This window comes from Pseudonocardia sp. T1-2H, assembly GCF_038039215.1.
Classification (GTDB): Bacteria; Actinomycetota; Actinomycetes; order Mycobacteriales; family Pseudonocardiaceae; genus Pseudonocardia.
Genome location: NZ_JBBPCL010000001.1, coordinates 2231221 through 2249860 on the forward strand (window position 1 = coordinate 2231221; position 18640 = coordinate 2249860).

21 protein-coding genes and 2 pseudogenes are annotated in these 18640 nt (G+C 72.7%); 12 read left to right on the forward strand and 11 right to left on the reverse strand.

Features of this window, described 5'->3' with window-relative positions; translation table 11 throughout:
• Nucleotides 1–65 precede the first annotated feature (65 nt).
• Together WBK50_RS11105 and WBK50_RS11110 are read right to left on the reverse strand one after the other, a co-directional pair.
• The gene (locus WBK50_RS11105) at nucleotides 66–1244 is read right to left on the reverse strand and encodes a YncE family protein (RefSeq protein WP_341335514.1); all 1179 of its coding nucleotides are present in this window, start codon (nucleotides 1242–1244) and stop codon (nucleotides 66–68) included.
• A gap of 12 nt (nucleotides 1245–1256) precedes the next feature.
• Nucleotides 1257–2024, reverse strand: a complete 768-nt coding sequence (locus WBK50_RS11110; RefSeq protein ID WP_341335515.1) for a polysaccharide deacetylase family protein — start codon at nucleotides 2022–2024, stop codon at nucleotides 1257–1259.
• A 154-nt stretch (nucleotides 2025–2178) separates the two neighbouring features.
• Between WBK50_RS11110 and WBK50_RS11115 the strand changes: the two genes are divergently transcribed.
• Nucleotides 2179–2331 (forward strand): hypothetical protein, encoded by a 153-nt coding sequence (locus tag WBK50_RS11115; protein ID WP_341335516.1) that lies wholly within the window; start codon nucleotides 2179–2181, stop codon nucleotides 2329–2331.
• Between the two features lie 37 nt (nucleotides 2332–2368).
• The gene (locus WBK50_RS11120; RefSeq protein ID WP_341335517.1) at nucleotides 2369–3052 is read left to right on the forward strand and encodes a DUF998 domain-containing protein; all 684 of its coding nucleotides are present in this window, start codon (nucleotides 2369–2371) and stop codon (nucleotides 3050–3052) included.
• 189 nt (nucleotides 3053–3241) lie between these two features.
• On the opposite strand, the pseudogene WBK50_RS11125 reads toward WBK50_RS11120, so the two are convergent.
• A pseudogene (locus WBK50_RS11125) lies at nucleotides 3242–3934 on the reverse strand (response regulator transcription factor); the annotation flags it as partial.
• A 37-nt stretch (nucleotides 3935–3971) separates the two neighbouring features.
• A complete protein-coding gene (locus tag WBK50_RS11130) occupies nucleotides 3972–4730 on the reverse strand; it encodes an ABC transporter permease (protein WP_341339360.1) in 759 nt (252 codons plus the stop codon).
• A gap of 326 nt (nucleotides 4731–5056) precedes the next feature.
• On the opposite strand from WBK50_RS11130, the gene WBK50_RS11135 reads away from it, so the two are divergent.
• Both WBK50_RS11135 and WBK50_RS11140 read left to right on the forward strand, forming a co-directional pair.
• Complete coding sequence (locus WBK50_RS11135; protein ID WP_341335518.1) at nucleotides 5057–6010, forward strand: undecaprenyl-diphosphate phosphatase; 954 nt, start codon at nucleotides 5057–5059, stop codon at nucleotides 6008–6010.
• 13 nt (nucleotides 6011–6023) lie between these two features.
• Nucleotides 6024–6149: a hypothetical protein gene (locus WBK50_RS11140; RefSeq protein WP_341335519.1), complete on the forward strand. Its 126-nt coding sequence runs from the start codon at nucleotides 6024–6026 to the stop codon at nucleotides 6147–6149.
• Nucleotides 6150–6274: 125 nt separating this feature from the next.
• Here WBK50_RS11140 and WBK50_RS11145 read toward each other — a convergent pair whose 3' ends face one another.
• The 4 genes from WBK50_RS11145 to WBK50_RS11160 all read right to left on the reverse strand — a co-directional run bounded on the left by WBK50_RS11145 (nucleotide 6275) and on the right by WBK50_RS11160 (nucleotide 9700).
• Nucleotides 6275–7042 carry an IclR family transcriptional regulator gene (locus WBK50_RS11145; RefSeq protein ID WP_341335520.1) on the reverse strand — a complete coding sequence of 256 codons (768 nt, stop codon included), beginning with the start codon at nucleotides 7040–7042 and terminating at the stop codon, nucleotides 6275–6277.
• Nucleotides 7043–7319: 277 nt separating this feature from the next.
• Nucleotides 7320–7970: a class I SAM-dependent methyltransferase gene (locus WBK50_RS11150; protein ID WP_341335521.1), complete on the reverse strand. Its 651-nt coding sequence runs from the start codon at nucleotides 7968–7970 to the stop codon at nucleotides 7320–7322.
• A complete protein-coding gene (locus tag WBK50_RS11155) occupies nucleotides 7942–9003 on the reverse strand; it encodes an alpha/beta fold hydrolase (RefSeq protein WP_341335522.1) in 1062 nt (353 codons plus the stop codon). Before WBK50_RS11155 ends, WBK50_RS11150 begins: the two co-directional genes overlap by 29 nt.
• A 493-nt stretch (nucleotides 9004–9496) precedes the next feature.
• Complete coding sequence (locus tag WBK50_RS11160) at nucleotides 9497–9700, reverse strand: cold-shock protein (RefSeq protein ID WP_341335523.1); 204 nt, start codon at nucleotides 9698–9700, stop codon at nucleotides 9497–9499.
• A 255-nt stretch (nucleotides 9701–9955) separates the two neighbouring features.
• On the opposite strand from WBK50_RS11160, the gene WBK50_RS11165 reads away from it, so the two are divergent.
• From WBK50_RS11165 to WBK50_RS11180, 4 genes are all read left to right on the forward strand, one after another.
• Nucleotides 9956–10498: an SRPBCC family protein gene (locus tag WBK50_RS11165; RefSeq protein WP_341335524.1), complete on the forward strand. Its 543-nt coding sequence runs from the start codon at nucleotides 9956–9958 to the stop codon at nucleotides 10496–10498.
• Complete coding sequence (locus WBK50_RS11170; protein ID WP_341335525.1) at nucleotides 10495–11670, forward strand: zinc-dependent alcohol dehydrogenase; 1176 nt, start codon at nucleotides 10495–10497, stop codon at nucleotides 11668–11670. The genes WBK50_RS11165 and WBK50_RS11170 overlap by 4 nt, the downstream gene beginning before the upstream one ends.
• A gap of 150 nt (nucleotides 11671–11820) precedes the next feature.
• Entirely contained in the window at nucleotides 11821–12684 is an 864-nt protein-coding gene (locus WBK50_RS11175) for a SigB/SigF/SigG family RNA polymerase sigma factor (RefSeq protein ID WP_341335526.1), read from the forward strand.
• Between the two features lie 94 nt (nucleotides 12685–12778).
• Nucleotides 12779–13225: an ATP-binding protein gene (locus WBK50_RS11180; RefSeq protein WP_341335527.1), complete on the forward strand. Its 447-nt coding sequence runs from the start codon at nucleotides 12779–12781 to the stop codon at nucleotides 13223–13225.
• Between the two features lie 54 nt (nucleotides 13226–13279).
• Here WBK50_RS11180 and WBK50_RS11185 read toward each other — a convergent pair whose 3' ends face one another.
• Entirely contained in the window at nucleotides 13280–13504 is a 225-nt protein-coding gene (locus tag WBK50_RS11185) for an Orn/Lys/Arg family decarboxylase (protein WP_341335528.1), read from the reverse strand.
• A 181-nt stretch (nucleotides 13505–13685) separates the two neighbouring features.
• Nucleotides 13686–13844, reverse strand: a pseudogene (locus tag WBK50_RS11190) (ornithine decarboxylase); the annotation flags it as partial.
• Nucleotides 13845–13960: 116 nt separating this feature from the next.
• Between WBK50_RS11190 and WBK50_RS11195 the strand changes: the two are divergent.
• On the forward strand, nucleotides 13961–14293 hold the full coding sequence (locus tag WBK50_RS11195; protein ID WP_341335529.1) for an STAS domain-containing protein: 333 nt from the start codon (nucleotides 13961–13963) through the stop codon (nucleotides 14291–14293).
• Nucleotides 14294–14324: 31 nt separating this feature from the next.
• On the opposite strand, the gene WBK50_RS11200 is transcribed toward WBK50_RS11195, so the two are convergent.
• Entirely contained in the window at nucleotides 14325–15317 is a 993-nt protein-coding gene (locus tag WBK50_RS11200) for a polysaccharide deacetylase family protein (RefSeq protein WP_341335530.1), read from the reverse strand.
• Between the two features lie 226 nt (nucleotides 15318–15543).
• On the opposite strand from WBK50_RS11200, the gene WBK50_RS11205 reads away from it, so the two are divergent.
• From WBK50_RS11205 to WBK50_RS11215, 3 genes are all read left to right on the forward strand, one after another.
• On the forward strand, nucleotides 15544–17160 hold the full coding sequence (locus tag WBK50_RS11205; RefSeq protein WP_341335531.1) for a putative glycoside hydrolase: 1617 nt from the start codon (nucleotides 15544–15546) through the stop codon (nucleotides 17158–17160).
• Between the two features lie 15 nt (nucleotides 17161–17175).
• Nucleotides 17176–17970 (forward strand): hypothetical protein, encoded by a 795-nt coding sequence (locus WBK50_RS11210; RefSeq protein WP_341335532.1) that lies wholly within the window; start codon nucleotides 17176–17178, stop codon nucleotides 17968–17970.
• Nucleotides 17971–18035: 65 nt separating this feature from the next.
• Nucleotides 18036–18629 (forward strand): membrane dipeptidase, encoded by a 594-nt coding sequence (locus WBK50_RS11215; RefSeq protein ID WP_341335533.1) that lies wholly within the window; start codon nucleotides 18036–18038, stop codon nucleotides 18627–18629.
• The last annotated feature ends 11 nt before the right edge of the window (nucleotides 18630–18640 follow it).

Consider the following 18640-nt stretch of genomic DNA (forward strand, 5'->3'; position numbering starts at 1 on the left):
GGTGGGGCGACCGTACGCCGACCGTCATCGAGCGGGAAGGGCCGAACCGCCCGCGGCGCGACGTGCTACCGGGTGATGCCGGTGTGCCCGAGGGAGTAGCGCCCGGGTTGGGGCCAGACGCACAGGCCGTGCGGGCCGTTGCCCACGGCAATCTTGTGGATCAGGTGACCGTCGACGGTGGAGAGGACGTAGACGGCGTGGTCGTAGCGCCCGGAGAGCCACAGCTGCGTGCCGTCGGCGGTCACGTTGCCCATGTCCGGGCTCCCACCGCCGGGGATCCGCCACTTCGTGACCGGCGCGCCGGTGTAGGCGTCGAGGACGCTGACGCTGCCCTCGTGCCGGTTGGTCACGTAGAGCCTGGTGGCGTCGCGGGACAGGTAGAGACCGTGCGCACCCCCGCCGGTGGGGATCGTCCGCTCGACCTTCGTGGCCGCCCCGTCGAGCACCCAGAGGCCGTTCTGGTCGCTGTCGGCGATGTAGAAGACCGAGCCGTCCGGGGCGAGCTTGATGTCCTGCGGACCCATCCGCATGTTGCGCTTCGGCATGTCGATCGTGCGCAGCAGCTTGTGCGTCGCGACGTCGACCACGGCGACGCGCCCGGCGAACTCGCAGGTGAACACCGCGGTGCGGCCGTCGGCGGTGAAGTCCGCGTGGTCGATGCCGGCGCAGTCGGGTGTCGGCAGGACGTCCTGGACGGCCCAGGTGTGCGGGTCGTAGAAGACGAGTTCCTTGCGTTGCTCGGCCACCGAGATCGCGGAGCGCCCGTCGGGGGTGAAGTAGAGGTTGTAGGGGTCGGTGACCGGGATCGGGGTGCCGGGCCTGCCCGTCGTCGGATCGAAGGGGGTGAGCTTGTGCCGGGTGTCGTCGCTGGCGTAGAGCGTCTTCATGTCCCACGAGGGGACCACGTGCTGGAGCTCGCCGGCGCCGAGGGGGTACTTCGCCACCACGGCGAACGTCGCGGGGTCGATCACCCAGACGTCCCCGGACCTCGTGTGGGGTACGTAGACCAGAGGTTTCGCGGTCCTGGCCACGTCGGAGAGCATGTTCGCCCCGGACGCGGCGTAGACGTTGTGCGGGTCGAGGACCGGCGCCATCCCGGGTAGTCCAGGGTCTGCAACCGGGCGTGCGGCATGTGGGACCGGAGCGATGGCGGCGGGCGCGGGATCGGCGGTCGAACATCCGGCGGCGAGCAGGAGGGCGAGGGCAAGCAGGAACGCGGCGGGGTGCCGGGGTCGGGCCGTCACGGGCGGGTCCTCTCAGCCGAACAGGGTGCTGGCGGTGACAGGCGTGAGGCCGCGGGCGGCCAGGTCGTCGAGGAGGCCGGGCAGGGCCTCGAGGGTGCCGGGATGGCCGAGATGCAGGCTCACGACGCTACCCGCGACTGCAGTCCGCAGGTTCCGCCGGATGGCGCCCGCGCCGGGGTCGGTGAAGTCCCTGGAGTCGACGTCGTAGGACAGCACGGCGGGATATCCGGCAGCCGCGGCGAGGCGACGGACCTCGGCGGTGGCGTGCTGCGCCTGAGAGGGCCGGAAGAAGGCGCCGGGGCCCCCGGTCGCGGTGACGATGCGGTCCCGGCAGCGCTCGATCTCCGCCCGCACCCCGGCCTCGTCGAGCGCAGTGAGGTCCGGGTGCGACCAGGTGTGGTTGCCGATCTCGTGGCCGAGGTCCGTGACGAGCCGGGGGGCGTCCGGGTACTGCTGCATCCACGTCCCGACGGCCAGCACGGTGACGGCCGCACCACGGTGGTGCAGCGTCGTGAGCACACGACGGGCCAGGGCTTCGTCGCCGGCGCCGTGGAAGGTGAGCGCCACCTGCGGGCGCCCCGTGTCCGAGTGCTGGACCTCGCCCACCGGGTGCGGGGCGGTCGTCGGTGCGGCGGCCCGGGGGCTGGTGGTGGCCGGTGCGGGCGTGGCCGCCGGTGGTCCCGGCGCGGCCGCACACGCTGTCGCACCGATCAACGGGAGCAACCCGGCGGCCTTGAGGAAGGCTCGCCGCGACGGCGGGGCCGTGGGGTCGGAGGGCACGACGCGACAGGGTAGACCAGCCATGTCCTGGTGAATCCTTTACCAAGCGGACGGGACTCGGGCCCCGTCGACGTCACCGGGATGGTTACGGACGGCTCCCGACGGGAACGCCGCGTCCGACCAGCATCGGTGCTCGAATCGGGAGGTGGCAGTCATGGGACTGATCGTCGGGTTGCTCGTGTTGTGGCTGATCGTCGCGGTCATCGGGTTCACCGTGAAATCGCTGCTGTGGCTGGCCGTCATCGGAATCGTGCTCTTCGTGGCGACCGGAATCGTCGGCGCGGTCCGACGGCGCGCCGTCCGGTAGGCGGCCCGGATACGCCCGAGGGCCCCCGGACCCGGTGATGGCGAGCAGCCCCGACGCGGCCTGCCCGGACTGCCCGGCTGATCGGGCCGCGGGCTGCCTCTCCGCCGCGCAGGTCGTGGTCGTCGCCTGCGCGCCGCTGCTGCTCGCGCTCGCGTGGACGGCGGCGGCGCTGGTGCAGGCCCGTCCCTACGACTGGACCGCCCAGACCATCAGCGTCCTGGCCGGCCGCGGGGCCACCCACTCCTGGATCATGACGGCCGGTCTCCTGCTGGCCGGCGGCACCTACCTCGGTCTGGCGGTACAGCTCCGGGTGCTGACGGCCCGGTCCCGGACCGTCCTCGCCGCTGCCGGTACCGGGGTGGTCGTGGCGGCGCTCGCGCCCCAGCCGGTCCAGGGCAGCTCGCCTGTCCACATGGGCGCCGCGGCCTGCGCCTGGGTCGCGCTGACGGTGTGGCCGCTCACGGCGAACCTGCACACCGCGGCGCGGCCGCTCCCGCGGTTCAGGATCGCGGTCACGGGCGTGCTGCTGGTTCAGCTCGCCTGGTTCCTCCTGCAGCTGATCGACGGTGGCGCGCTCCTGGGCGCCGTCGAGCGCCTGCTCATGATCAGCCAGATGGCCTACCCGACGTACGTCGCCCGGCACCTGCGCCGCCCCGGCCCCTCGCCGGGGGAGCCTGACCAGGGACGTGCTCCTCACGCGGTGCCGCGGCCCGCGGTGTGACCGGCTCACCCGCGCAGGACCTCACGTGCGGACGTCGATCCCGCACGCGTCACCGGAGCGCTCGCGCCACGAGTCGCAGGGAGAGCGGATCCTGCTGGAGGACGCCGGCGGCGCCACTTCGGACCTGCAGGTTCGCGCTCGGGTCGCGGCGGTCAGAGGGCGGCAGATCCTCGCGGAGGCGTCAGGCCGGGGGACGTCGAGCCGGTAGCCGTGGCCGCGGAGCGTGACGATCACGGGAACCGTGGTGTGGTCCTCGGCCTCCGCCAGCCGGCGGCGCAGCGCGGCGACGTGGACGTCGAGGGTCTTCGTGGAGCCGAACCAGTGCTCGTCCCACACGTCGGACATCAGCTTCTCGCGGCTGATCGCGACGCCCGGTTCGGCGGCGAGCCGGGCGAGGAGCTCGTACTCCTTGGCGCGCAGCGGCAGGTCGCTCCCGGCGAGGGTGACCCTTCTGCTGGACGGGTCCAGCACCAGATCGCCCAGCTTCAGCGGGTCGTTGCTCTCGGCCCGGGTCGCGGACTCGACGCGGCGGAGGTGGGCCCGGATGCGCGCGTGCAGCTCGGCGAGCCGGACGGGCTTGGTCAGGTAGTCGTCCGCGCCGGCCTCGAGGCCGATGATCACGTCCATCTCCTCGTCCCGGGCGGTGAGGATGACGACCACGGCGTCCGGCTGCGCGACCCGCAGCTCGCGGCAGACCGCGACGCCGTCGAGATCGGGCAACCCGAGGTCGAGCAGGACGAGATCGAGCGGATCGCCGGCCGCCGCGCGCAGCGCCGCACGCCCGGTCGTCTCCCAGGCCACGCCGTGTCCGTGGGCGGTGAGGCTGCTGCGCAGCGCCTGGCCGATCGTCTCGTCGTCCTCCACCAGGAGCAGCCGCGTCATGGCGGCGAGGGTACGGGGAGGCGCTGTCGGCGCGGGATCAGGTGTGCTGCTCGGAGGTCCGCCTGATCACGCCGCGGGCCACGAGCTCGACGGTCACCAGGACGGCGACGGTCTCGGCGGCGAGCAGCCCGACGAGGACCAGGACCTGCGCGGCCCCGGCGCGGACGGGGTCGCCGCTGCCGAGCAGGACGCCCACGAACGCCCCGGGGAGGGTGACGAGTCCGACGGTGCGGGTCTGGTCCAGCGCGGGCACCAGGGCGTCGTGCGCGGAGGGACGGACGACGATCAACGCGGCGTCGCGGTCCATGAACCCGAGCGAGAGCGCGGCCTCGTACTCGCCGCGGCGAGCGCTGAGCTGGTCGAGGGCGCGGCGGCCGGCGACCGAGGTGGCCGTCATCGCGCCGCCGATGACGATCCCGCCGATCGGGACGACCGCGATGCCGGTCAGCGGTACGGCGCCGGAGCCGAGGACGATGGCCAGCACGGGCGCGACGCCGGCGAGGATGGCCGCCCCGGCGTAGAAGCCGCAGCGGTCGCGGGTCATCCGCCTCGCCGACGTCCAGGTGGCCACCGTGAACATGACCAGGACGAACAGCACGGTCGCCCACCAGGAGCGGACCACCGCGAGGATGACCGCCGAGACGGCGGCGAGCTGGGCCACGGCCCGCAGTGCCGCGACCACGGACGCCGACGCCGTGCCCAGCCGGCCCAGCACCGCCGTGACCACGGTCAGGGCGACCAGCGCGACCAGGGCGACCGCGAGCTGCCAGCCGACCACGACGGTCGATCCGCCCAAGACGCCCTCCGGTGTGTGCGGCAGCCCGACGATCGTCGCGCCGGGGAACCCCGGCACCGAACACGTCGTGGCCCGACCGCGGCAGAAGATCGCGCCGAGGTTACCCAGAGCGCGGTTCCACAGGACCTGCACAGGCGTTTTGCCGACGAGACCGTCGTCGGCGCAGCACGTCCATGGCTTCGAGTGATCGGCCGGCCCGGATCCGGCCCGCCGCCCGAAGGTAAGAGCCGGACCAAAACTTGGCCATCGTCCGGTTCACGGCGATACGTTTCGCCGCCGCGCAACGGTTGAACGGGCATGCCGAATACGTCTGTGAAGGATCTGCCGTGAGTGGGCTGAGCTGGGCCGAGGCGATCGTCGTCGGTGCGGTGCAGGGGGTGGCGGAGCTCTTCCCGGTCTCCAGCCTGGGACACAGCATCCTGCTGCCTGCGGTGGTCGGCGGCAGTTGGGCACAGGACCTGGACGTCAGCTCGCCGGAGTCGCCGTACCTGGCGTTCGTCGTCGGCCTGCACGTCGCCACCGCGGTCGCGCTGTTGATCTATTTCCGCCGGGACTGGGCCCGGATCGTGCGGGGGCTGGTGACCAGCATCGCCCGCCGCGAGGTACGGACCCCCGACCAGCGTCTGGGCTGGCTGCTGGTCCTGGCGACGATCCCGGTCGGGGTGGCCGGACTGCTGTTGGAACACCTCTTCCGCACGGTGTTCAGCAAGCCCGGGCCGACCGCGGCGTTCCTGGTGCTGAACGGGATCCTGCTGCTGATGGGGGAGCGGATGCGCTCGCGCGCGGACACCCGCGAGGCCGCGCTGGCCGCCGCCGTCCCCACCTCGGACTCTCCGACGGTGGTGCTCCCCGCGGCCGCCGGCGGCCCCGAGACCGGAGTGGCCGTCGACCGCAGGATCTCCCGGGTCCCGGTCGGCCGGGCCGTGCTGATCGGGGCCGCGCAGATCGCGGCGCTGCTGCCGGGGATCAGCCGTTCGGGCAGCGCGATGGTCGCCGGGCTCGCGCAGGGGCTGTCCCGGACGGACTCGGCCCGCTTCTCGTTCCTGCTGGCCACACCGGTGATCCTCGCCGCCGGGGTGCTGAAGCTGGGTGACCTGGCCGGCCCGCTGGGGGACGGGATCCGGCCGCAGATCCTGGTCGGCAGCCTGCTGTCCGGCGTCGGGGCCTACCTGTCGGTGCGGTTCCTGACCCGGTACCTCGAGGACCGGTCGCTACGGCCCTTCGGGATCTACTGCATCGCCGCCGGAGCGGCGTGCCTGGTGTGGTTCGCGGTGCGCTGAGCAGGACAGACCCTTGGGCGCCGACCGCGGCGAGCAGCTCACCCCGGCCGGGCCGGCGGACCGGTTGCGTCCCATGGGTGGCGAGGACGTCGCGGACGCGGGGCCGGCGCCGTCCCGGAGGCGGCAGTGCCGGCTGTAGCAGGAGACGCCGCACTCGGCGAACTCGGGGGCGGTCCGGCGGGCGCCGGCGTCGTCGAGCCACCGGTAGAGCGGCGAGCGCCGCCCGCCCGCTCGCCGGACCGGACCGGACCGGACCGGACCCGATCAGGATCCGACCGACGGATCGGTCGGAGCTGCACCGGCTGCACCCGGCACTGCGGCGGCGAGCTCCCGCGACAGGCTGCGGGTCGCGATCCTCAGGGCGGTCAGGGCGGGCTGCAGTTGGGTGCTGAGATCGTGGGTGGAGAGCTCGATCGCGGCGACCATCCGACCGCCCGGACCGAACACGGGCATCGCGATCCCACAGGTCCCGGGTTCGAGCTCGCGGCGCGTGATCGCCACGCCGGTCAGCCGGATGATGCCGAGAGCGCGGCGCAGACGGTCCGGCGCGGTCACGGTGGCGCTCGTGTAGGGCCGGAGGCCGCTCGCGATCACGAGATCGACGGTGGATTTCGGGCCGTACGCCAGCAGAGCCTGGCCCAGGGCCGTCGCATGGCTGGGAAGGGTCGCCGCGGCGGCGAACGTCGTGGCCGGCTTCCGCCCGGGCTGCTTCTCGATGTAGGAGACCTGCAGGTCGGCCATGAGCCCGAGGCGGGCTCGGCTGCGCGTCGCGGCGGCGAGGTCCTCGAGAACGTACGGCGCGCGTTCGGCGACGCTGGGTGGGCACGGGTGACGGCCGCCGATCGTGCGCAGCGGCAGTCCTGCTCGGTAGAGGCCGTCGGTGGTGCGCTCGAGCAGCCGCCATGAGGTGAGCTCGGTGGCGAGCCGGTGGGCCGTCGAGATCGGCAGGCCCGCCATTCTGGCTATCTCGGTGAGCGAATGTTCGCTGCCTTCGGTGAAGGTGAGCAGGATAGATGTGATCTTGTTCGTCACGGAGCGTCCTGACTCGGCGGCGTTGCCGGCCATGGCACTTCCTCTCCGGTTGCTGCCGAAGCCGAGACATCGGGGAATCTGCAGCACAAATGGCCTGGTGCGGAGCAGGGCTCAGGTCGAGAACTGCGGCGTGCTGCCGGGGTCCGGGGCAGCCGAAGTGTTCTTGCTGATGTTCGGGGAAAAGACGATACGGGTGAAGAGCATGATTCGCAGCGTGGCCGAATCGTCACCCCGCTCGATGCTCGCTCATCGTGACCGTCCTGGGTGTCTCCTCTCGTCAGGGTGTCGGCGCCGGGGTGTGCCCGGTGGCCAGATACCCGGTGCCGAAGGCGAGCTCGCGCACGTTCAGGTCGGGGACGTGCGTGGCGAGCAGCCGCCAGGGCCGGTCGAAGCCGGTGAAGTCCTCGATGTAGGGGCTGTGCAGGCTCCGGACCCAGCCGCGCAGGCCCCACGCCCAGATCGGTGGTCGTTTGCCCCCGGCTGCCGCGACGGGTGCGCCGGGGCGTAGGTGCTCGACGACCTGGGTCAGGACCGTCGGGGACTGCAGGACGTCGTGCACCGCGCAGAACAGGGCTCCGTCGGCCTGGACGTCCTGCAGCGCCGCGGGTTCGGAAGCGGAGAGCAGCCGGACGTTGTGCCAGTCGTTGTGGGTGGCACGTGCGCGGGCGAGCCCGAGCATCTCGTCGGAGGCGTCGATCCCGACGATCGTGCCGCTGGGCCCGACCTTGCCCTGCAGCGCGCTCATGCACAGTCCGGTGCCGCAGCCCACGTCGAGGACGGTGTCACCGGCTCCGACGTCCAGCTTGGCGACCACCGCATCGCGCCATCGTTGGTAGGCGGTGGTGCGGCGGTCGTACCGGTTCGCCTCGGGGCCGTAGGCGCGGCTGGTCCTGGGCCGTTCAGGGGTGGGGGTCTCGTCTGTCGGCATCGCTGCCTTCTTCGGTAGGTGGAGGGTTCGGACCGGTCGTCGGCGGTCGGTGGACGGCTCGCTGCTCCGCGAGCCATCCGGCGAGCTCGGTGCTGAACCGGTCGGGGTGTTCCACGTGGGGGAGGTGCCCGCAGTCCGGGAACACGCTCACCCGGGCGCCGGGCAGACGGTGGGCGGCAGCGCCCGCCTGGCTGGCGGGCAGGACGTAGTCGCGAGCGCCCCAGATGACCAGAGTCGGAACCGTCACGGCGGCGAGGCGGTCGAGCACGACCTCGCGTTGCCCCGTGGCGTCGAAAAGGGCTCGGGCCATGGTTGTGGAATTCTCGAGCTGCCCCGGCCGGCGGGCGAGGGCGTGCTGCTCGGCGACGAAGTCACCTGGTGCCCGCCAGGGCCTCGCGAACAACATTGCCATGGACAGGGCGGTGCGCGCGAGGGCTCCACCGGGTGTCCGGCTGAGCAGGATCGCGAGTTCGCCGAGTCCCGGGACCGTGTCGAGCGCGAGCAGCGGGTTGACCTGGCGGCCGAGACCGGCACTGGCCACCAGGGTCAGGCTCCGCAGCCGCCGCGGCGCGGAGAGCGCGACGTTCAGCGCCACCGCCCCGCCCGAGGAGTGCCCGACGAGGTCGACCTCCCCGAGGCCGAGGGCGTCGAGGAAGGCGGTCACGAACGGCGCGAGATCCCGGCCGGGCGCGTGGGCACCGACCGCCGGTGCGGTCTCCCCGTGCCCGGGCAGACTCAGCGCCAGGACCCGGTGGGTGCGGGCGAGCGCGGGGATCACCCATCGCCAGCCCGCCGCGCTCTGCTCGTGGCCGTGCAGCAACACCAGGGGCGGCCCCGCACCGGCGTCGAGGTACTGGGCCGGCACCCCGTCGACGTCGATCCGGAGGTCGCGGACGACCTCGGGCGGTGCCGCGAGAACCGACTGCGCGCATTCGTAGATGGCGCGGGTGAGCGTCATCGGACCCTCCAGGTCGTCCGCGAACAGGTGCGGGGGCGCCGCCCGGGGTTCCGGGCGGGCCGAGATGGCCGGCATGCCTCGTGAGCACGGGTCCGATAGATATAGTACGCACTCTGCGTGAGATGGTGAGCATCTTTGCCGCTCAGTGGCAGTCGTGGCTCCTGGGCAGGGAAACGGATGACGGGCCGGCTCCGCCGCGCCCTCCGCGTACTTCGAGCCCCGCTCCAGATGCTGCATCGACACCTGGCTCGGCGGCACCATGTCCAGGATCGTCGCCGCCACGGCCCGCGCTGCGCCCGGCCGACGAGGGCCTGCTCGATCTCGACGCGCCGGTCTCGTCCGTCGTCCCGGGCTACCGGCTCCCGGCGTTCGTCGTGCACGGCGCACCCGCCGGTCGTCGCCTTCCGCGGAGGTCATGCCGTCCGACCCCGGATACAGCGGGAGCCCGCCTCCCTGACGGGAAGCGGACTCCTGACGTGCTGGTGCAGAGTTCGGATCAGATGACGCGGACGCCCTGGGCCTGCGGGCCCTTCTGGCCCTCCGTGGGCCGGGCGCGGGAGCGCCGGAGCTAGATGACGCGGACGTGCTCCGCCTGCGGCCCCTTCTGGCCCTGGCCGACGTCGAACTCGACCCGCTGACCCTCGTCGAGGCTGCGGAACCCGCTCGCCTCGATCTGGGAGTAGTGGACGAAGACGTCCGCCCCACCGCCGTCCTGGGCGATGAAGCCGAAGCCCTTCTCGCCGTTGAACCACTTCACGGTTCCCTGTGCCATTTGCGTTCCTTCTCCAGAGGGCGAGCGACGGCGCCCGGATTCGTGTTCGCGCCGCTACTCGAACAGTAGCGAGGTGGCATGCCCTTGTCCCGCAACCGCGGTGCCGCGTTGTGTGGCCGTCCTCCCGGCCGGGACGAGTTGCCTCGCCGGCAGACGTGTGGATCCGCGTCCGGGTGGTACTTCCCGCGCTTGTCGCAGTACCTCCGGTCTCAACGGCCGTGCTGACCGGACTCGGACATCCGAGGGAGGAACTTGATGGATCTGACAGCGACGACGACGGTGCGCAGGCCTCTGCCGGAGGTGTACGCGTTCTGGCGCCTCCTGGAGAACCTGCCGACGTTCATGGAGCACCTCGACGAGGTGCGGACGACGGGCGAGACGACCAGCACATGGGTGGCGAGCGCCCCGGGCGACGGGACGGTCGAGTGGGAGGCCGTCGTGATCGCGGACGTTCCGGACGAGCGGATCGCGTGGCGTTCGGCCGAGGGCGCCGACGTCCCGAACCAGGGCACGGTGTCCTTCGTCCTCGCGCCCGACGGCGTGAGCACCGAGGTGCACGTGCATCTGGTCTACGACATCCCGGCCGGGAAGCTGGGCAAGGTCGTCGCGAAGTACTTCGGGGAGGAGCCCCATCAGCAGCTCGAGGACGACCTGCGCCGGCTCAAGCAGGTCCTGGAGGCCGGTGAGGTCGTGCGCTCCGACGGCGCGCCGTGGGGCACGCGGGCCGGCAAGGAGTTCCCGCAGCGCCCGGCACAGCCGCTGACGGCCGAGGAGCGGCAGGAGGTGCTGGGGGTATGAGGGCGAACTGCTGGGCCGGCCGCAACGAGGTCGAGGTCCGGGACGTGCCGGATCCGGCCATCCTGAACAGCCGCGACGCGATCGTGCGGATCACCTCGACGGCGATCTGCGGATCGGATCTGCACCTGCTCGACGGGTACGTGCCGACGATGCAGGACGGCGACATCATGGGCCACGAGTTCATGGGCGAGGTCGTCGAGGTCGGCACCGGTGTCGATCCGGCGCGACTGCGGGTCGGTGACCGCGTGGTGGTGCCCTTCCCGATCGCCTGCGGTGCGTGCGGGGCCTGCGCGGCGCAGCTGTACTCCTGCTGCGAGAACAGCAACCCGAACGCCGGGATCGCGGAGAAGATGTTCGGCCACCCGGTGGCCGGGCTGTTCGGCTACTCGCATCTGACGGGCGGGTTCGCCGGTGGACAGGCGCAGTACGCGCGGGTCCCCTTCGCGGACGTGGGACCGCTGAAGATCGAGTCCGATCTCGTCGACGAGCAGGTGCTCTTCCTGTCCGACATCCTGCCCACCGGCTACATGGGTGCCGAGATGTGCGACATCCAGCCCAGCGACGTGGTCGCCGTGTGGGGCGCGGGCCCGGTCGGCCAGTTCGCCATGGACAGCGCACGGATGCTCGGCGCCGCTTCGGTGATCGCGATCGACAAGGAGCCGTACCGGCTGCGGATGGCCGAGGAGGCCGGCCACATCCCGGTGAACTTCGAGGAGGTCGACGTCCGGTCCCGGCTGCTGGAGCTCACCGGCGGCCGGGGCCCGGACAAGTGCATCGACGCCGTCGGCTTGGAAGCCACCCACGGCAGCGCCCACATCCAGGCCTTCGACCGCATCAAGCAGGCCGTCCGGTCCGAGACCGACCGCCCCCACGCGTTGCGCCAGGCGATCCTGGCCTGTCGTAGCGGGGGGATCGTGTCGGTCATCGGGGTCTACGGCGGGATGGTGGACAAGTTCCCGGCCGGGGCCTGGATGAACCGGTCGCTGACCCTGCGGACGGGCCAGTGTCACGTGCAGCGGTACATGACGCCGCTGCTGCGGCGGATCGAGCTCGGCGAGCTCGACCCGACACGGATCATCACCCACCGGCTGCCCCTGGACGAGGCACCGCGCGGCTACGACATCTTCAAGAACAAGGAAGACGACTGCGAGAAGGTGGTCCTCACACCCTGAGGGAGCCGCCGCGCGGGAAGGGTGGTGGCCGGGTCCGGACGGTCACCACCTCGCGGTCGTCCCGGCGCGATCGGGTGCTCACGATGGTGTGGTCGGAGTCTCCGCGGTGGAGCACGGGGGTTTGCCGGCACCGGGGAGCGGATAGACGGCGTGGTGACCGTTGCCGACCTCTCGCTCCGTCCTGCCGGGAGCGACCGCCCGACCACGGTCCCCGCGCCCGGGGCGGACCCGCCGCCGTCGGGGGATCTGCAGGAGTACGCGGAGTTCCTTCCGCTGCTCGACCGGTACGCCTCCCTGCCCCGCCACCACCCGGACCGCGGTCCGTTGCGCGACGAGCTCGTCGTCGCGTTCCTCCCGGTGGTGCGCAACCTCGCGCGCCGCTACAGCCGCGGGGGGATCGTCGAGGACCTCGAACAGGTCGGCACGATCGGGCTGATCAACGCCCTCGACCGGTACGACCCCGCCCGCAGGTCCGGGTCGTTCCTCGGCTATCTCATCCCGACGGTGACCGGTGAGATCCGCCGTTACTTCCGCGACCGCACCTGGTCGACGCGGGTGCCCCGGTCGCTCAAGGAGCTCGCGGTCCGGATCGACCGTTGCACCGAGCCGCTGTCGCACCGGCTCGGCCGCGCCCCGAAGCCCAGCGAGCTCGCCGCGGAGCTCGGCGTCGGCAAGAACGAGATCATCGACGCGCTGGCCGCGCGGGAGAGCCGCCACGGCCGGCCCCTGGACACCCCCTACGGAGACGAGGGCCGGGGGCTGTCGGAGACCCTCGGCGAGCTGGACGCGGAGTTCGAGCACGTCGAGCGCCACGAGATCCTGCGGCCGCTCGTCGAGGCACTCCCGGCGCGGGAACGCACCATCCTGTTGCTGCGGTTCTTCGAGGACCGCACCCAGACCGAGATCGCCGACCGGCTCGGGATCTCCCAGATGCACGTCTCACGCCTGCTGACCCGGACGTTGGCCCAGCTCCGGCAACAGCTCCGGGACGCCGGGCAACCGACCATGCCCTGATCGGCACGAGCAGGCCGATGTCCCGGCACCACCGTGAACGGGGGTCTCCCAGGTCGGGAGGGGTTCGACGGCGCGTCGAGGGGAATCCGGGGCCGTGACAGCGTTCGTGCGGCTCCTCCTCGATGTCCGACCGGATGCCCCGGACATCGTCGTGCGGGCGCTGACGGAATGGAGCAGGAGCGTGGGCTGGCCGGCGGCGGAGGCGCGGGACCTGCTGTTCGCGGTGCGGGAGGCCGTCTGCAACAGCGTCACCCACGCGTACCGGGGCGGACCGGCGGGCCGGATCGGGGTCGAGGCCGTCGTCCGGCACGGCGCGCGGGACGGCGACCACATCGAGCTGACCGTGTCGGACACCGGACGCTGGAGACCCCGTCCCGACTCCGCCCGCCCGGGCTACGGGATCCCGCTCATGCGGTCCGCCACGGCGGGCCTCGTGATCAGCACCGGCGCCTCGGGCACCGAGGTGCGCCTGCGCAGCGCGCCCGTGCCGCGGGCCGTGCCGGCGTTCGGCCGCGTCAGCTTCCTCACCGGGCCGCAGTGATCCGCGGGTCGTCGTGGAGGGGGTGCCGCCCCCTCCACGACGCAGGCCCGGTGATCACGCCACGACGCGGAGGGTGCCGAGGGTGGGGTTCGGCAGGACCATGCCGGCGCGGACGCCGCTGGTGAGGTAGTCGACGATCTCCTCGCTGACCCGCTCCCCGGGAAGCAGCACCGGGATCCCCGGCGGATAGGGCGTGACCTGCTCGGCACACACGCGACCGACGGCCCGCTCGACCGGCACGTCCTCCGTGCGGGCGAAGAAGGCGTCGCGGGGCGGCATCGTCGGAGATATGCCGAGCGCGGAGACGTCGACGAGGATCTTCAGCTCGTCGAGCTCGTGCGAGGCCTCGGCCCCGACGAGGTCGGCCTGCAGGGGATCGAGACAGCATGGCGGCGCAGGCCGCGAGGAAGGCCGGGTCGACGCGGTCGCCCTGGAGGTGGAAGACCGAGCCCTGCTCCAGCCCGGCGCCCATCTTGTGGATGCTGACGACGCACAGGTCGGCGCCGGCGTCCATCGCCCAGGTGGGCAGCCGCTCGTGGAACGGCAGGTGCGCGCCCCACGCCTCGTCGACCAGCGGCGGCAGTCCCCGCTCGTGGCAGAGGTCGGTGATGGCGGTGATGTCGGCGCATCACGCGACGACGCGACCGGGTGCAGCGTGCCGCCGGTGGCACCGGTATTTTTCGTCCGGTGAGCGAGGAACGGTGTCAGGGATCCACGGACACATGCACGCTGACCATGAGGGACCGCGGCGACGTGGTGGTCGTGCAGCTCCGCGGTGCTCTCGACTACACGGTCGTGGCGTCCGTCCGGGATGATCTCGAGTCCGCGTTGCGGCGGTTGCGGGACCGGGCGCTGGTGCTGGACCTGGCCGAGGTGGACTTCCTGGACTCGACCGGGATCTCGGCGTTGATCGACACGGCCCGCACCGCCGGAAAGGTGTCCGAGAACAGCGAGCCGCTTCGCCTGGTGGTCGATCACGCCCGGGCCGTGACCCGGCCCATCGAGGTGGCCGGCCTGGACGGGTTCTTCATGCTCTACGACACGCTCTCCGACGCCCTCGCACCCTGACCGGCCGAGGGCCTCGTCGGGCCCCGCCGGGTCAGTAGCGCTGGGCCACCGATCCGAACGCCGTCGCGAGCGCCGTGGCGCGGCGGGCGGGGAAGGAGACGTGGGCCGGGTCGCCGTCGGAGGTGTAGCGGGAGACCTCGCCGCTCGCGAGGCGGTCGAGCCAGGTGGCGGAGACGTACTGCGCGTCCGCGCCGGTCGCCGCCTGGGACCGGATCCGCGGGATGTTCTCCGGGTCGAACCCCGTGCTGTAGGGGGAGGGCGCCGGATCGGCACCGACGAGCATCGCCGCGGCGAGGTCGTAGGTCGTGCCGCCGGACGTGCCGTGCAGGGCGAGCTCCTCCGGCTCGGGGTGTGCGCCGAACGGCAGCGCGATCGTGGTCACCGCCGCCTCGGGCACGGCCTGCCGGATCATCGTCAGGTTGTCGACGATGTCGCTCTGGGCCTCCTCCGCCGACGCCGCGGAGAGGTTCGTGTGGCTCGTGGTGTGGAGGCCGATCTCGAAGCCGTGGGCGTGCAGCCAGGGCAAGGTGGTCGTCCCGCCCGGCTCACCGAACGGATCGGCGTTCACGTACAGGGTCGCGACGGGGCGGAACCCGGGATGCGCGGCCGCGACGTCGAGCAGGATCCCGATCGCGCTGTCCGGCGTGGGCTGCCCGTCGGGGCCGAGGGCGAACTGGGTGGGGGCACCGTCGTCGAAGGTCAGCACGACCGGGTGGGCGCCCGCCGGGACGTCGATCCGGCCGGCGGCGAGATCGGCCGCGGTGATCGGTACGTAGTTCTCCGCCGCGAGCCGTTCGAGCTCGGCCCGGAAGTCCGCCGGCGTGCGGTCGTAGACCGAGACCGGCTCGGTGACGATCCGGTGGTACATCAGCACGGGGATGTGCCCGAGCTCGTCGGCGCCGACCTCGGCGGGCTGCGCCGGCGCCGCTGCACTCGGCGGAGCCGGCGCAGCCGGTCCGGCGGGCGGCGCCGAGCCACAACCGGCGAGGCCCGCCATCGCGGCCAGGGCCGCGACCGCCAGCATCGCGCTCGTTCTCGATGGGCGCCCGTACATCCACATCTCCCCGGCCGGTCCTCCTGCGGGCTGCTCCCCGCCTCTGCGACGACCATGGCGCCGCGCAACCGCTGCGGCAACCAGCCGATCGAATGTGCACCGGAAGGGGGACAGCGGTTGGTCCGAAGGGTCGCAATGCGCATGGTTGGCAGCAGAGCGATCACCGAGTCGGGGGGCAGCCTTGTTGGAGCAGCGGGTGGGCTGGGAGCAGGCGGGCCGCCAGGGGGCGGTGCGGTCACGGGCCCGGAGCCAACGCGGCGCGGGGCTCCTGGCCACGGCCACGGTGCTGGTCGTGCTGGTGCTGGCCGGCATGATCGTGATCGTGCTGTCCGAGGGGCCCCGGGTCACCGGCCCCGAGGACGGCGCGGTACTGGCGGCCGCGGCCACGGCCACCGAGTTCGTGCTCGCCGGGGCGCCGGCCGGTGCCGCCGGGGGAGCGGAGCTCGACGGTGCCCCGGTCCACCCCACCGCGCAGCCCGACGGGCGGCAGTCGGTGGCGCTGCCGCCCCTCGCCGAAGGGGAGCACCGGTTCGAGTGGACCGTGCCCCGGGCCTGGCCGCTGCCGTCCGCCACGGCGCGCCGGGACTTCACCGTGGACACCACGCCTCCCCGGATCACCTTGGACGGGCCGCTGCGGGCCGAGGCGCTCGACCGGCCCCTGACCGTGCGCGGCAACGCGGGCGACGCGGTCGACCTGCGGATCCAGGACGAGAGCGTCCCGCTCGGCGACGACGGCGCCTTCAGCGTCGACCTGCCCGCGCCGCCGGCGTCCGTGCACCTGGTGGCGACCGACCGGGCCGGCAACACCACGGACAGGACGGTGCCCGTCCCGGTCGCGCAGGCGCCGATGCGGGCGGTGCACATGAGCGCGCTGGCCTGGTCCTCGCCGACCCTGCGGGATCCGGTGCTGGCGATGGTGCGGGAGGGCCGGATCAACGCCGTCGAGCTGGACATCAAGGACGAGAGCGGCGAGGTCGGCTACGCCTCGCAGGTACCGCTGGCCCAGGAGATCGGCGCGGCCAAGGGCTACTACGACGCCAGGCAGGCTCTCGACGAGCTGCATGCCCTCGGCGTACGGGTCGTCGGCCGGCTGGTCGCGTTCCGTGATCCCGTCCTGGCCACGCACGCGTGGCAGACCGGGCGGCACGACATGGTCGCCCAGACCACCGCGGGACAGCCGTGGGCCGGCGGGTACGGGTCCTACGCCTTCACCAACTTCGCGGACCCGGACGTGCGCCGCTACAACATCGACCTCGCCACCGAGGCGGCCGGGCTCGGGTTCGACGACATCCTCTACGACTACGTCCGCCGCCCGGACGGTGCCCTGAGTGCCATGCACTTCCCCGGCCTGCAGGTCACCCCGGAGGCGAGCATCGCCTCGTTCCTGCACGACACCCGGGCCGCCGTCCGCCCTCGGGGCGCGCTGGTGGGTGCCTCCGTCTTCGGGATAGCGGCATCGCGTCCGGAACAGATCGCCCAGGACATCCCTGCGATGGCGCAGCAAGCCGACTACATTGCCCCGATGGTGTACCCGTCGCACTGGGGCGCAGGAGAGTACGGCGTCGCCGCCCCCGAGTCCCAGCCGTACGACATCACCCAGCGCTCGGTGGCGGACTTCCACACCAAGCTGGGCGACAGCGGCGCCACCGTCGTCCCCTGGCTGCAGGCCTTCTCCCTGCGCGTGACCTACGGCGCCGAACAGGTGCGGCAACAGGTCGCCGCCTCGGCGGACGCCGGCAGCGCCTCGTTCCTGCTCTGGAACGCCGCCTGCCGCTACGACCCGGCCGACCTACCCGCCGTCACCGGGGGCTGAGACCCGGTGCGCGGCATGACGCGGCTCGGCCTCGTTCTCGCACCCTGCGCCGTGATCGTGCTGCTCGCCGTCGCGGTCCCGGGCGACGCGCGCGCGGCCGGGGCCCTCTACGGGCACGACGTCTCCTGGCCGCAGTGCCCGACCGCGGTCGGCGGGGCCGGCCTGCCCATGCCGCCCGAGACCAGCCAGTTCGTCGTCCTCGGGCTCACCCGAGGACTGCCGTTCACCGACAACCCGTGCCTGGCGGACCAGCTGGGCTGGACGCGTGCCCACGGCCTGCCCGCGCATACCTACACCATCCCCGCGTTCCCGACCCCTGCCCAGCTGAAGGCCGACGGCGGAAGCGGTCCCTGGGCGGCGGACGAACGCGGCGCCCGGCTGCGGAACGCCGGCCACGCCCAGGCGCGGCACGCCCTCGCCACGCTCGCCCGCGTCGGGTTCTCCCCGCCGATGGTCTGGATCGACGTCGAAGCCCGTCCCGCGCAACCCTGGCCGACGGCGACCCAGCAGGAGCAGCTGGACAACCGCGCCGTGCTCGACGGCGTGATCCGGGGGCTGGCCGACGCGCACGTCGCGTACGGCTTCTACGCCAGCAGCGCCGGTTGGCGCTCGATCACCGGATCCTGGAAGCTTCCCGACACCCCGGTCTGGGCGACCGCGGGCCGGCTCGACCACCCCGAGGAGGCCCGCGACCTCTGCACCTCGCCGAGCTTCTCGGGCGGTCCGGTCCTGATCGCCCAGTGGTTCGACGACGAGCGCGACTACGACCTCACCTGCACACCGGACGTCTTCCCGTCGCCGACGAGCTAGGAACGGTGGCCCGTGTCCCGGCACCGGGGGCGGGACCGGGCGGCAGGGTCGAGGTGGGTGCGTCAGTGGCGGAGTGCCACCGCTGCCACGGCGAGGTCCTCCCACGCCATGCCGACGGACCTGAAGACGCGAGGCCGGTCGGGATCGACGAGCGCGCCCTCGACGACGTCGGCCAGGGTGAGGAGACGGTGCGGCGGATCGGCACGGACGGCCGCGGCCACGTCCGCCGCCACCACCGCAACCTCACCGACGATCACCTCCGCGGCATCGCGGCGACGGGGGGAGTGGCCTGTGTGAACCTCTACGCCGGCTATCTGACCGGTGGGCCGCCGGGACTCGGGGACGTCGTCCGCCACGTGCGGCACATGGTCGAGACGGCGGGTGCCGACCATGTCGGCATCGGGAGCGACTTCGTGGCCGAGCTCTTCGCCGAGAAGGTCCCGGCCTGTGACCGCCCCCTGATCCTCGAGGGCACGAACACGGAGGTACTCGTGCCCGGGCTGGCCGGCCCGGCCGATCTCCCTCGGGTCACCGCCGCGATGCTCGACGCCGGGATCCCGGAACGATCGGCACGGGGCGTGCTCGGCCGCAACCTCGCCCGCGTCCTGGGGGCGGCAGGCCGGGACCCGATGGGCCGGCCTCGTCCGCCCCTCACGTAGTCGCCCGGTCC